At 56.1% G+C, this 13683-nt stretch carries 11 protein-coding genes and 1 pseudogene; 7 read left to right on the top strand and 5 right to left on the bottom strand.

The genetic code is table 11. The features are described from left to right. Nucleotides 1-354: 354 nt before the first annotated feature. From typA to fabY, 5 genes and pseudogenes are all read left to right on the top strand, one after another. Nucleotides 355-2178 (top strand): ribosome-dependent GTPase TypA, encoded by a 1824-nt coding sequence (typA, locus tag FQK12_RS01600; protein ID WP_004127103.1) that lies wholly within the window; start codon nt 355-357, stop codon nt 2176-2178. 133 nt (nt 2179-2311) lie between these two features. Next, complete coding sequence (yihX, locus tag FQK12_RS01605) at nt 2312-2911, top strand: glucose-1-phosphatase (RefSeq protein WP_014227370.1); 600 nt, start codon at nt 2312-2314, stop codon at nt 2909-2911. Further along, a pseudogene (locus FQK12_RS01610) lies at nt 2905-3764 on the top strand (virulence factor BrkB family protein). The gene yihX and the pseudogene FQK12_RS01610 overlap by 7 nt, the downstream one beginning before the upstream one ends. Then, entirely contained in the window at nt 3761-4198 is a 438-nt protein-coding gene (gene dtd, locus FQK12_RS01615) for a D-aminoacyl-tRNA deacylase (protein ID WP_014227372.1), read from the top strand. Before FQK12_RS01610 ends, dtd begins: the two are co-directional and overlap by 4 nt. A 44-nt stretch (nt 4199-4242) precedes the next feature. Then, nucleotides 4243-5184, top strand: a complete 942-nt coding sequence (gene fabY, locus FQK12_RS01620; protein WP_009652900.1) for a fatty acid biosynthesis protein FabY — start codon at nt 4243-4245, stop codon at nt 5182-5184. A 17-nt stretch (nt 5185-5201) separates the two neighbouring features. On the opposite strand, the gene FQK12_RS01625 is transcribed toward fabY, so the two are convergent. From FQK12_RS01625 to fdnG, 5 genes are all read right to left on the bottom strand, one after another. Further along, nucleotides 5202-6119: an alpha/beta hydrolase gene (locus FQK12_RS01625; protein ID WP_014227374.1), complete on the bottom strand. Its 918-nt coding sequence runs from the start codon at nt 6117-6119 to the stop codon at nt 5202-5204. Nucleotides 6120-6317: 198 nt separating this feature from the next. Beyond that, the gene (fdhE, locus tag FQK12_RS01630) at nt 6318-7247 is read right to left on the bottom strand and encodes a formate dehydrogenase accessory protein FdhE (protein ID WP_004132861.1); all 930 of its coding nucleotides are present in this window, start codon (nt 7245-7247) and stop codon (nt 6318-6320) included. A gap of 342 nt (nt 7248-7589) precedes the next feature. Continuing rightward, nucleotides 7590-8225 (bottom strand): formate dehydrogenase cytochrome b556 subunit, encoded by a 636-nt coding sequence (gene fdoI, locus FQK12_RS01635; RefSeq protein WP_004116787.1) that lies wholly within the window; start codon nt 8223-8225, stop codon nt 7590-7592. Beyond that, nucleotides 8222-9124, bottom strand: coding sequence for a formate dehydrogenase subunit beta (gene fdxH, locus FQK12_RS01640; RefSeq protein ID WP_014227375.1), 903 nt, complete (start codon nt 9122-9124; stop codon nt 8222-8224). The genes fdoI and fdxH overlap by 4 nt, the downstream gene beginning before the upstream one ends. A gap of 12 nt (nt 9125-9136) precedes the next feature. Next, complete coding sequence (fdnG, locus tag FQK12_RS01645) at nt 9137-12187, bottom strand: formate dehydrogenase-N subunit alpha (protein ID WP_014837000.1); 3051 nt, start codon at nt 12185-12187, stop codon at nt 9137-9139. 156 nt (nt 12188-12343) lie between these two features. Here fdnG and fdhD point away from each other — a divergent pair, with 156 nt between their 5' ends. Next, on the top strand, nt 12344-13180 hold the full coding sequence (fdhD, locus tag FQK12_RS01650; RefSeq protein WP_014227378.1) for a formate dehydrogenase accessory sulfurtransferase FdhD: 837 nt from the start codon (nt 12344-12346) through the stop codon (nt 13178-13180). A 128-nt stretch (nt 13181-13308) separates the two neighbouring features. After that, nucleotides 13309-13521: a YdgH/BhsA/McbA-like domain containing protein gene (locus FQK12_RS01655; protein ID WP_004127125.1), complete on the top strand. Its 213-nt coding sequence runs from the start codon at nt 13309-13311 to the stop codon at nt 13519-13521. The last annotated feature ends 162 nt before the right edge of the window (nt 13522-13683 follow it).

Below are 13683 nucleotides of genomic sequence, written 5' to 3' on the forward strand. Positions count from 1 at the left end.
TTGTCGTCGTGGAAACGAAAACTTTTTAACTACGAAAAGTGGCGTTGTTGCCTTAAAAAATATAAAGCGAAATCTGTGCCAACTTTTAAATTGCCCCCAAAAGGCGTTATCATGCACATCATCGTGCAAAAGGGCTGCACCAAAATGAATGCATTGCACCAATATAGTGCATTTGTGTGAACATTGGGCACTTATTTGGTGCAATTGACCTTTAATAACCCTTTTAACGCTCCGTGAAAGCGATCACAAAGAATCTCTGCAATACTTGTTTGCGGAGGATGTTTGTGATCCTGTTTTGTACTGCGATTAATCCGTGTACAATAACGCGCTATTTCTAATGCCTGAGGCAAAGTTGTGATCGAAAATTTGCGTAATATCGCCATCATCGCGCACGTTGACCATGGTAAAACTACCCTGGTTGATAAGCTGCTACAGCAATCCGGTACGTTCGACGCGCGTGCCGAAACTCAAGAGCGAGTGATGGACTCCAACGATTTGGAGAAAGAGCGCGGGATTACCATCCTGGCTAAAAACACCGCTATCAAATGGAATGACTACCGTATCAACATCGTTGATACCCCAGGGCACGCCGACTTCGGTGGTGAAGTTGAACGTGTCATGTCCATGGTTGATTCCGTTCTGTTGGTCGTTGATGCAATGGATGGTCCGATGCCGCAAACGCGCTTCGTGACCAAAAAAGCCTTTGCTCATGGCCTGAAGCCAATTGTTGTTATCAACAAAGTTGACCGTCCGGGCGCGCGTCCTGACTGGGTTGTCGATCAGGTATTCGACCTGTTCGTTAACCTCGACGCTACCGACGAGCAGCTGGACTTCCCTATCGTTTACGCTTCTGCGCTGAACGGTATCGCGGGTCTGGATCACGAAGATATGGCTGAAGACATGACGCCGCTGTATCAAACCATCGTCGATCGCGTACCGGCGCCGAACGTTGACCTTGATGGCCCGCTGCAGATGCAAATCTCCCAGCTGGACTACAACAACTACGTTGGCGTCATCGGCATCGGCCGCATCAAGCGCGGTAAAGTGAAGCCGAACCAGCAGGTCACTATCATTGATAGCGAAGGCAAAACCCGTAACGGTAAAGTCGGTAAAGTTCTGACCCATCTGGGCCTTGAGCGTATCGAGAGCGACGTCGCAGAAGCTGGCGATATTATCGCGATCACCGGTCTGGGCGAACTGAACATCTCTGACACCATCTGCGATACGCAGAATGTTGAAGCGCTGCCGGCGCTGTCCGTTGATGAGCCGACCGTCTCTATGTTCTTCTGCGTTAACACCTCGCCGTTCTGTGGTAAAGAAGGTAAGTACGTTACCTCTCGTCAGATCCTTGACCGCCTGAACAAAGAGCTGGTACATAACGTCGCGCTGCGCGTTGAAGAAACGCCGGATGCAGACGCATTCCGCGTTTCTGGTCGTGGTGAACTGCACCTGTCCGTTCTTATCGAGAACATGCGTCGTGAAGGTTTCGAAATGGCGGTTTCCCGTCCGAAAGTTATCTTCCGCGAAATCGATGGCCGTAAGCAAGAGCCGTTCGAAAACGTCACGCTGGACGTTGAAGAGCAGCACCAGGGTTCTGTGATGCAGGCGCTGGGTGAGCGTAAAGGCGATCTGAAAAACATGAATCCAGATGGCAAAGGCCGCGTACGTCTCGACTACGTGATCCCAAGCCGTGGTCTGATCGGCTTCCGTTCAGAATTCATGACCATGACCTCCGGTACCGGTCTGCTGTACTCCACCTTCAGCCACTACGACGACGTTCGTGCGGGTGATGTGGGTCAGCGTCAGAACGGTGTTCTGATCTCCAACGGCCAGGGTAAAGCGGTTGCGTTCGCACTGTTCAGCCTGCAGGATCGCGGTAAGCTGTTCCTGGGCCACGGCGCAGAAGTTTACGAAGGCCAGATTATCGGTATTCACAGTCGTTCTAACGACCTGACGGTAAACTGCCTGACCGGTAAGAAACTGACCAACATGCGTGCGTCCGGTACTGACGAAGCAACGGTTCTGGTTCCGCCGGTTAAGATGACCCTGGAGCAGGCTCTGGAGTTCATCGATGACGACGAACTGGTAGAAGTCACCCCGACTTCTGTCCGTATCCGTAAACGTCACCTGACCGAGAACGACCGTAAACGCGCGATGCGCGGTGCGAAAGAAGATTAATTAACGCTTCTTTCCGCTATCTGAACCCTGCCTCAATGGCAGGGTTTCTTTTTTGTACAAAGCCCTGCCGCCCGTAGTCAAACTCCCCCTTTCCCGCTACAGTTAATTTTCCACGGTGCAAAAGGAGAGGACCATGCTCTATATCTTTGATTTAGGTAATGTGATTGTCGATATTGACTTCAACCGGGTGCTCGGGACGTGGAGTGATTTAACGCGCATTCCCCTTGCGACGCTGCAGCAGCATTTCACCATGGGCGAAGCGTTCCACCAGCATGAGCGCGGTGAAATTAGCGACGAAGATTTTGCGGCGGCGATGTGCCATGAAATGAACATGTCGCTAAGCTACGAGCAGTTCTCCCACGGCTGGCAGGCGGTTTTCGTTGCCCTGCGCCCGGAGGTTATCGCGATTATGCAAAAATTACGCGAGCAGGGGCATCGCGTTGTGGTTCTGTCCAACACGAACCGTTTGCATACGACTTTCTGGCCGGATGAGTACCCTGATATACGCGCCGTTGCTGACCATATCTATCTTTCTCAAGAGATGGGGATGCGTAAACCGGAAGCGCGGATCTATCAGAGCGTCCTCGACGCTGAAGGTTTCGCCGCTGACGATACGGTCTTCTTCGATGATAACGCGGACAATATCGCCGGGGCTAACCAGCTGGGCATAACCAGTATTCTGGTGACCGGGAAGGAAACCATCCCCAACTACTTTGCTAAACAGCTATGCTAAAAACCGTTCATCAAAAAACAACGCGCCATCTGCGGCCGCTGGTCGCCTGGCTAAAGCTGTATGGCGGCGTATTGATGAAGATAATATGACGACCCTGGCAGGCAACCTCGCCTACGTGTCGTTACTCTCCCTTGTGCCGCTGATTGCCGTCGTGTTCGCGCTGTTCGCGGCATTTCCGATGTTTTCTGATGTCAGTATTCAGATTCGCCACTTTATTTTCGCCAATTTCATTCCGGCAACCGGAGATGTCATTCAGGGCTATATTGAGCAGTTTGTCGCCAACTCCAGCCGGATGACCGCTGTGGGCGCTTTCGGCCTGATTGTGACATCTCTGCTGCTGATGTATTCGATTGATAGCGCGTTGAACACCATCTGGCGCAGTACCCGAACCCGGCCCAAAACCTACTCCTTTGCGGTTTATTGGATGATCCTTACCCTGGGGCCGCTGCTGGCGGGGGCCAGCCTGGCGATCAGCTCCTATCTCCTGTCGTTACGCTGGGCTAGCGACCTGAATAGCGTGATTGACGATGTGCTGCGTATTTTTCCGCTCATTTTATCCTGGGTGGCATTCTGGCTGCTTTACAGCATTGTGCCGACGGCCGAGGTGCGTAACCGCGATGCGATAATCGGTTCCCTGGTCGCGGCGCTGCTCTTTGAGGCGGGTAAGAAAGCTTTTGCTTTATATATCACCGCGTTCCCGTCATATCAGCTGATTTATGGCGTGCTTGCCGTGGTGCCTATTTTGTTTGTCTGGGTGTACTGGACGTGGTGTATCGTCTTGCTTGGCGCTGAAATTACTGTCACTCTCGGTGAATACCGCAAACTGAAAAAAGAAGAAACAGAACAATCATGATTGCATTAATTCAACGCGTATCCCGAGCTAGCGTTACCGTGGAGGGTGAAGTGACGGGCGAAATCGGCCCCGGGCTTCTGGTGCTGTTAGGCGTCGAGAGAGACGATGATGAGCAAAAGGCGAACCGCCTGTGCGAGCGCGTGCTGGGATACCGTATTTTTAGCGATGCTGAAGGCAAAATGAATCTGAACGTGCAGCAGGCTGGCGGCAGCGTGCTGGTGGTTTCGCAGTTTACGCTGGCAGCCGATACCGAACGCGGGATGCGTCCTGGTTTTTCGAAAGGGGCTGCACCGGATAAAGCGGAAGCGCTGTACGAGTATTTCGTTGAGCGCTGCCGCCAGCAGCAAATGAATACGCAGACCGGGAGATTTGCTGCCGATATGCAGGTTTCTCTGGTGAATGATGGTCCCGTGACCTTTTGGTTGCAGGTATGAGCCAGCTTCCGGGCAGGCTGCGGGTAACAAAAGAGAGTACAGCTATGTATCACCTTCGTGTACCGCAAACAGAAGAAGAGTTAGAGAGCTACTACCAGTTCCGCTGGGAGATGCTGCGTAAGCCGCTGCATCAGCCGAAAGGGTCCGAGCGCGATGCGTGGGATGCGATGGCGCACCATCAAATGGTGGTCGATGAAGAGGGCAATCTGGTTGCCGTCGGGCGGCTGTATGTGAATGCGGAAAACGAAGCTTCTATCCGTTTTATGGCCGTCCATCCGTCAGTACAGGATAAAGGGCTGGGAACCCTGATGGCGATGACGCTGGAGTCCGTCGCCCGTCAGGAAGGCGTTAAGCGCGTGACCTGTAGCGCCCGCGAAGATGCGGTGGAGTTCTTCGCTAAGCTCGGTTTTGTGAACCAGGGCGAAATCACGACGCCGACGACCACGCCGATCCGTCATTTTCTGATGATTAAGCCGATAGCCTCGCTGGACGATATTTTACATCGCGGCGACTGGTGCGCTCAGCTGCAGCAGGCCTGGTATCAGCATATCCCTCTCAGCGAGAAAATGGGCGTGCGCATTCAGCAGTATACCGGGCAAAAGTTTATCACCACCATGCCGGAAGCCGGTAACCAGAACCCGCACCATACGCTGTTCGCCGGCAGCCTGTTTTCTCAGGCAACGTTAACCGGCTGGGGGCTTATCTGGCTGATGCTGCGCGAGCGGCATCTTGGCGGCACAATTATTCTTGCCGATGCGCATATCCGCTACAGTCAGCCTATTAGCGGACGCCCCAGCGCCGTTGCCGATCTTGGCTCGTTAAGCGGCGATCTTGACCGGCTGGCGCGAGGCCGCAAAGCGCGCGTTCAGCTGCAGGTTGAGCTATTTGGCGACGAGCGGCTGGGCGCGGTTTTTGAGGGTATCTATATTGTTCTTCCCGCGAAACCGTTCGGCCCCTATGAAGAGGGCGGTAACGAAGAGGAGTAGCCTCGCTTTACGCTTATCTATCGGCCTGGTGTTTTAACCCGCCAGGCGATATCTCTCATCGCGCTGCCTGCCGCCGGGCTGATGCCGCCCAGCTGAAAGAAGCCGTGAATCACCCCGAGATAACGCTGACAGGTGCAGTCAACGCCCTGTTCAAGCAGGCGCTGGTAAAGCGCTTCGCCTTCATCACGCAGAGGGTCGTATTCCGCAGTCAGAATATGCACCGGCGGTAAGCCGTGAAAGTCTTTACGCCACAGCGGGCTGGCTTCCGGATGGTGGAGCGCCGTCGCGGCAAGGTACATTTCATAGCCGCTGAGCAGGGTATCTTCGGTGATGATGTAATCTTTACCGTTATCGATATAGCTCTTCATGCTGGCGGTGGCGTCCAGCATCGGGTAAATCAAAACCAGCTGCGCGGGTTGCCAGGCCTGCGCCGTTTTGAGCCGCAGGGCGGTCACTAATGCCAGGTGTCCACCGGCGCTGTCGCCAGCCAGCGTAATGCGGGAAGCGTCGATGCCTAACTGCTCCGCGCGGCGGTGAATAATCAGCGCGCCTCTCTCCGCATCGTTATGGGCGGCAGGGAAAGTATGCTCCGGCGCCAGCCGGTATTGCACGGCGATAACGCGGCAGCCGCTGTGGTATGCCAGCTGGCGGAGCTGATGGTCATGCGTGGCGAAACCGCCGCTGATAAAGCAGCCACCGTGGAAATAGATAATGGCAGGCAGTGCGCCGGAAGCGTTAAGGGGAGAGACAACGCGAAATGCCATGCCGTCGAGCTCGATATCTTCTACCTGAACGCGCTTTTCCTGTTCCCCAGCCAGTACCGTACTGGCGAGATAGCCGCATCTCCGGTCATCAATATTCTGTTCGCGCGATGAGGGGCGGCCCGCATTGATAAATTCCCGCACCAGCTCTGCGATACCCTTTTCAAGCGCCATTTTTTATTCCCTTAAGCTGTTTGGATATACAGTGTTATAGCCTGATTGTGAGCAAAAGAAAACCAGGGATTTTCGTCGGGAAGTGATTCTGGAAAGCGGCTCGCAAAACCAAAGATTTTGCCGGCATACCGGGGTGTTTACGCCATTATCAATGGTAAGCCGGGCAGCAGCAGGCGCCGCCCGACATGATGCCTGCCGTTATTCCCCTTCGCCAGGGAACAGGAACGGATTGATGGAGCTGCGGGCGAAGCCCTCTTGTTCCATCCGTGCGTCCAGTACCAGCGAGGCGAGGTCGTCGGCTACGGCCTCCACTTTTGGGTCTTTTTCCTGATAGAGAATCTTCAGGTAGGTACCGCAGTCGCCGCAGGTTTCGGCTTTAATCGCCGACTGCTCGTTATCCAGTGACCAGTAGTGCAGATCGCGCGTTTGTTCGCAGTTGCTGCACTTCACGCGCACCACGTGCCATTCAGTTTCGCACAGGTTGCAGTGCAGATAGCGCAGGCCCTGTGTGGTACCAATTTGCACCATGCTGGAGACCGGCATCGAGCCGCAAACCGGGCAGAACTGACGCTGTTCACCATATTCAGCGCGGGCCTTTCCGGGGATCAGGCTGGCCATCTGCGCCCAATAGAGCGAAAGCGCGGCCCAGATAAACGGCGCTTTATCGCTGCTGACAGAGGCAAAATCGGACGCAAACAGCGCGCTTGCCATCAGTTCCAGCTCCTGCTCGGAGGCTTTTTCCAGATTCTCGATGACCGCCAGCGCCGGGCCGCTCATCTCCGGCTTCAGTTCGGCAATCAGAGAATGCAGCAGCTTGTGCCAGTGCTTATCGCGCGGCAAAACGTGGATATCCAGCGGCGGTTTACCCTGGTCGTTCGCTTCTTTGATGCGCGCGGTGAGATCCATCTGCAGCGGATGGTCGTACAGCACCACTTCCTGCGCGTGGGCGATAAGCGCGGCAAAGCGCAGGTAATCACCCAGCGGGTTATTTTCAGCCAGTTCGCGCAGGCGTTCGGCGCGACGGTTATATAAATTTTTGAGCCGGGGAAACAACAACGGCGGGATCATATCCGTCGCGCGTTTCTCGCTCTTTTCCAGCTCATCTTGCGGGATGATACGAATGCTCATTCAGTCACTTCCTGGTTTCAGCAGATTCGGCGATGGTCGCGTCCGCTCTGCGATTTGGCGGGCATCATGCGCCCGCTCTGGTGATGTCATTAATGATAACCGCAATCGGCATACGGGATATAGCCACGACATCGCAATGTGTGCGCTACGATACCTGATATCGATACCCCCGACTATGCACCGTTAGGATTAGCTGCCCTGCGCCATGGCTTGAGCGAAACGGGAAACGTGCCGCTCACGCCTGCGGCGCACTCTGGCTAACGTTGTCAAAACAGCGCGTTATCCGCAAAAAAATGGCGTCGATATACGACGCCATTTCAGAGACGAACAACGCGCTCGGGCCTACGACTGGCGCTTATCCTGCTTTTCGCGGACTTCACGATACCAGCGCGGGTGATGTTTCTTCGCCCAGGTCTTCGTGACCCAGCCTTCCACCATTGCGGTAATGGTGCCCTTCACCCACAGCGCAGCGTAAATATGCACCATGATCACTACAATCAGCGCCACCGCAGAGAAGGAGTGCAGCATCAGCGCGAAGCGGATAACCGGGATGGAGAAGGCCGGCGCAAAGTACGGACGCCAGATGATCACGCCGCTCACCAGCAGCAGCACCAGCAAGATAATCGCCGCCCAGAACACGCATTTCTGGCCGAAGTTATAGCGCCCGGTGTCGCCCACTTCCTCGTTGACGACAATCTTGCGAATATTTTTCGCCCAGAAAATATCGTCCCGGTTGATCAGGTTGTGGTGCCAGTAGCGGAAGAACATGATGATGAACGAAGCAAACATAATCACGCCCACGAACGGGTGCAGAATACGCGCCAGCTGCGGGGTGCCCATGATTTGCATCAGCCAGTTGAAGGACGGGAAGAAAAAGCCCAGCCCGCTCACCGCCGCCAGCACGAAGCAGAAGGCGGTGACCCAGTGGTTGATTCGCTCCGGCGCGGTGTAGCGCACGATGGTGTCACGTCTTTTCATTTGCGCACCTCGTCTTTCTCTTCATCCAGATTGTCCTCTTCCTCTTCCGCGCGGTTCGGGCCGACGCCGACGTAGTGGAAGATGCTGGCGGCGAAGGTGGCCGCAAAGCCGACCGCCGCGAGAGGCTTCCAGATCCCTTTCCAGAACTTAACCGTGGCGCTGATTTCCGGGTTCTCCGGCAGGCCGTGGTACAGATTCGGTTTGTCGGCGTGGTGCAGCACGTACATCACGTGCGTGCCGCCAACGCCTGCCGGATCGTACAGGCCCGCGTTGTCGTAACCGCGGGTTTTCAGCTCGGCGACGCGCTCGCCCGCCAGCGTTTTCATATCCTCTTTGGAGCCAAAGTGGATAGCGCCGGTCGGGCAGGTTTTCACGCACGCCGGCTCCTGGCCAACGTTAACGCGGTCCACGCACAGCGTACATTTGTAGACGCGGTTATCTTCCGGGTTCAGGCGCGGCACGTTGAACGGGCAGCCGGCGATGCAGTAGCCGCAGCCGATGCACTGCTCGGACTGGAAGTCGACGATGCCGTTGGCGTACTGAATGATTGCCCCTTCCGCCGGGCAGGCCTTCAGGCAGCCCGGGTCGGCGCAGTGCATACAGCCATCCTTACGGATGAGCCACTCCAGTTTGTCGTTCTGCTCCACTTCCGAGAAGCGCATCACGGTCCAGGATTTGGCGGTCAGATCGGCGGGGTTATCGTACACCCCGACGTTGTGACCGACTTCATCCCGGATGTCGTTCCACTCGGAACAGGCCACCTGGCAGGCTTTACAGCCGATACAGGTGGTGACGTCGATAAGCTTCGCCACCTCTTCCTGATGGTCCCGCGCGCGGGGCGCGGGGGTGAAGCCGTTAGTCGCGGAACGACGGATAATGTCTTGCGATTGATAAGCCATAATTCGTCTCCGTTACGCCTTTTCCACGTTCACGAGGAAAGCCTTGAACTCCGGCGTCTGCGTGTTCGCATCACCGACAAACGGCGTCAGGGTATTGGCGATAAACCCTTTCTTCGCCACGCCTTCGTAGCCCCAGTGAATCGGAATACCGATAGTATCGATATCCTTACCGTCCGCTTTCAGCGTGCGAATACGCTTGGTCACCACCGCCTTGGCTTTGATATAGCCGCGGTTAGAGGAGACCTTCACGGTATCGCCATGGGCGATGCCGAGCTTGTTCGCCAGCTTCTCGCCGATCTCCACGAACTGTTCCGGCTGCGCGATGGCGTTAAGCAGCGCGTGCTTGGTCCAGTAGTGGAAGTGCTCGGTCAGGCGGTAAGTGGTACCGACGTAAGGGAATTTCTCCGCTTTGCCCATCTGCTCAAGGTCGCCTTTAAAGACGCGAGCGGCCGGGTTAGAGACCACGTTCGGGTGCAGCGGGTTGGTGCCCAGCGGCGTTTCAAACGGCTCGTAGTGTTCTGGGAACGGCCCTTCCGCCATCTTATCGATAGCGAACAGACGCCCCATCCCTTCCGGCTGCATGATAAACGGCCCGACATCGCTGTCCGGCGCCGCGGCGCTGTAGTCTGGAATATCCACGCCGCCCCACTTCGCGCCGTCCCATTTCAGGAGCTGGCGCTTCGGATCCCACGGTTTACCCTGCGGGTCCGCGGAGGCGCGGTTATACAGAATGCGGCGGTTAAGCGGCCACGCCCATGCCCAGCCCAGCGTATTGCCGAGGCCCGATGGATCGGCGTTATCGCGACGCGCCATCTGGTTGCCGTCAGGCGTCCAGCTACCGGCGAAGATCCAGCAGCCGCTGGAAGTTGTGCCGTCGTCACGCAGCTGCGCAAACGAGCTGAGCTGCTGGCCTTTCTTGACGATCACCGCCCCAGTTGCCGGGTCGGTAATATCTGCCAGCGCCTTGCCGTTGCTCTCCATCGCTACTTCTTCCGACGCTGGTTCATGCGGCGTGGCGTAGTTCCACGTCATGTTCAGCACCGGTTCCGGCGCCGGTCCGCCCTGTTCGGCGTACATCTTGCGCAGGCGTAAGAAGATACCGGCGAGGATCTCACCGTCGGTGGTCGCAATCCCCGGGGCGTCCGCGCCTTTCCAGTGCCACTGCAGCCAGCGGCCGGAGTTAACGATAGAACCGTTCTCTTCGGCGAAGCAGGTGGACGGCAGGCGGAACACTTCGGTCTGGATTTTCGCCGGATCGACGTCGTTCGACTCCCCGTGATTTTGCCAGAAGGTGGAGGTTTCGGTGTTGAGCGGGTCGATGGTCACCAGGAACTTAAGCTTCGACAGCGACGCGACAACCTTGTTTTTGTTCGGGAACGACGCTACCGGGTTGAAGCCCTGGCAGATATAGCCGTTCACTTTGCCCTGGTTCATCATCTCGAAATATTGCAGGACGTCGTAGCCCTTATCCCACTTCGGTAGCCAGTCAAAGCCCCAGCTGTTTTCCGCCGTGGCTTTATCGCCAAAGAAGGCCTTCATCATAGAGACGAAGAATTTCGGGTAATTACCCCAGTAGTTCACCTGGTCCTTCAACAGCGGTTTCGGCGTGTTGGCGGCGAGATAGGTTTGCAGGTCAGTCTGTTTCTCGCTCGGCAGCGTCATATAGCCAGGCAGGCTCTGCGACAGCAGCCCCAGGTCGGTAAGACCCTGAATATTGGAGTGGCCGCGCAGGGCGTTTACGCCGCCGCCCGCCATGCCCATATTGCCGAGCAGCAGCTGGATCATCGCCATGGTGCGGATGTTCTGCGCGCCGATGGAGTGCTGCGTCCAGCCCAGCGCGTAGAGGAACGAGGCGGTTTTATCGTGCGCGCTGGTTTCCGCGATGTACTCGCAGACTTTGAGGAAGTCGGCTTTTGGCGTTCCGCAGATGTTTTCGACAACTTCCGGCGTATAGCGGGAAACGTGCTGCTTCAGCAGGTTCCAGACGCAGCGCGGATGCTGCAGCGTGGTATCGCGTTTGGCAAAGCCGTTCTCATCCAGCTCATAGTTCCAGGACGTTTTATCGTACTTGCGTGCTTCGGCGTCGTAGCCGCTGAACAGACCGTCTTCAAAGCTGTAATCCTCACGCACGATCAGGCTGGCGTTGGTGTAAGCCTCGGTATATTCACGGTTAATTTTTTCGTTGTTCAACAGGTACAGGATGACGCCTGACAGGAAGGTAATGTCAGTACCGGAACGAATTGGGGTATAGAAATCAGCTACCGCCGCGGTACGCGTAAAGCGCGGATCGATCACAATCAGCTTCGCGCCGTTGCGAATCTTGGCTTCCATCGCCCAGCGGAATCCAACCGGGTGAGCTTCAGCGGCGTTGCCGCCCATCACCACGACGAGATTGGCGTTCTTGATGTCGACCCAGTGGTTGGTCATCGCACCGCGACCAAATGTTGGAGCAAGACTTGCTACCGTTGGTCCGTGTCAGACGCGCGCCTGGTTGTCGACCGCGAGCATACCGAGCGCGCGGGTAAATTTCTGGGTTAAATAACCGGTTTCGTTACTGGAGGCGGAGGCGCACAGCATACCGGTGGTCAGCCAGCGGTTGACGGTGGTGCCTTCGCTATTCTGCGCGACAAAGTTGGCGTCGCGGTCCTCTTTCATCAGCTTAGCGATGCGATCGAACGCTTCATCCCAGCTGATTTTCTGCCATTTATCAGAGCCTGGCGCACGGTATTCCGGAAATTTCAGGCGACTTTCGGAATGGATAAAGTCCACCAGACCGGCCCCTTTAGGGCAGAGCGCGCCACGGTTGACCGGATGGTCCGGGTCACCTTCGATATGGAAGATAGACGCTTTGGCATTTTTTGCGCCGTCGCCGAGGCTGTACATTAACAGCCCGCAGCCAACGGAACAGTAAGTGCAGGTGTTACGGGTTTCGCGGGTGCGCAGCAGCTTGTACTGCCGTGTTTCCGCGAGCGCTAAACCGGGCGCAAAGCCCAGCGCCGCTGCCGTGGTTCCTGCCATACCGCCAGCGCAGATCTTAAAGAACTGCCTTCTGCTGACCTGCATGGTTCGCTCCTTGTTTCGACATTGTCACGTATAGTTATTTGCTTTGCGGTAAGGGCCGCAAAGGTTCAGAATTGGGGGTAATTTCCCTCGTTCCCGAAGGGATATAAACAGAATACCACATTGTGTGTATGCCTGTTCCAATACGGTTAAGACAAAGTGAACAAGAAGCCTCTTGAACAAATCGAAAATGTGACAGATATCACAGGTTATCGCCAGGTATCGCTCTGGAAGCGCCAAAATTTGCAACATCCTCAGCCAGACGAGTTAGCTGAAGAGGTACCCGTTGCGCTGGTTTATAATGGCATCTCGCACGTGGTGATGATGGCGACGCCGAAAGACCTGATGCAGTTCGCCGTCGGCTTTTCCTTATCCGAAGGGATTATCGAAAACCGGGGCGAGATTTATGGTATGGACGTCGTTCAGGCCTGTAACGGCCTGGAAGTGCAAATCGAACTCTCCAGCCGCCGCTTCATGGGGCTGAAAGAGCGCCGTCGCGCGCTGGCCGGACGCACCGGCTGCGGCGTATGCGGCGTTGAGCAGCTCAACGATATCGGGAAGCCCGTGCAGCCGCTGCCCTTTACCCAGACGTTCGATCTGGCGAATCTCGATCGCGCGCTGGCGCACCTGCATGATTTTCAGCCGATAGGCCGCCTTACCGGCTGTACTCACGCCGCGGCCTGGGTAAGTCCTTCCGGCGAGCTCGCGGGCGGCCATGAAGACGTGGGTCGCCACGTGGCGCTGGACAAGCTCCTGGGACACCGCGCGGAATCAGAAGGCGCCTGGCAGAACGGCGCGGCGCTGGTCTCCAGCCGCGCCAGCTATGAAATGGTGCAGAAGGCGGCCATGTGCGGGGTGGAAATCCTCTTTGCGGTCTCTGCCGCGACTACGCTGGCGGTTGACGTCGCCGGGCGCTGCAACCTGACGCTGGTGGGATTCTGCAAGCCGGGCAGGGCGACCGTTTACACGCATCCGCAGCGGTTAATCGCGGGTTAAATTTAAGTCAGTTTTTTTGAATGATGACAACAAATCCTTCCGCTTTTTGTTTGGCGATGTGAGGGCTACTATTTATCACATCAAGGCACGGCGCCTTATTCAAACAACTAACGTAAAGGGTTTATATCATGAAAAGCATCAAAACTTTTGTCGCAGTTATCGCTCTGGCCGCTTCTTTTGGTTCTTTCGCTGCGGAAACCGTGACCGCGACCGCCGCAACGATGGACGGTGCGGAAGCGAAAATCGCCGCTCAGGCCCAGGCCGCTGGCGCTTCATCTTACAAAATTACCGAAGCGTTTACCGGTAACCGCGTGCACATGACTGCGGAACTGAATAAATAAGCGTAAAGCTACTGTCGAAAGAGCGCCCAGGGGGCGCTTTTTTTGTGTCTGAGATTTATTCCCGGGGGGCTTAACGCAGGTGCCTTTGCCGTGAGGGGCGGCGATATCAGAATCAAAACAGGCTGAATGCAGCTTTACGCGTTGGTCCCTGCAAGAAGGCAG

This window comes from Klebsiella sp. ME-303 (assembly GCF_007910085.1).
Taxonomy (GTDB): domain Bacteria; phylum Pseudomonadota; class Gammaproteobacteria; order Enterobacterales; family Enterobacteriaceae; genus Klebsiella; species Klebsiella michiganensis.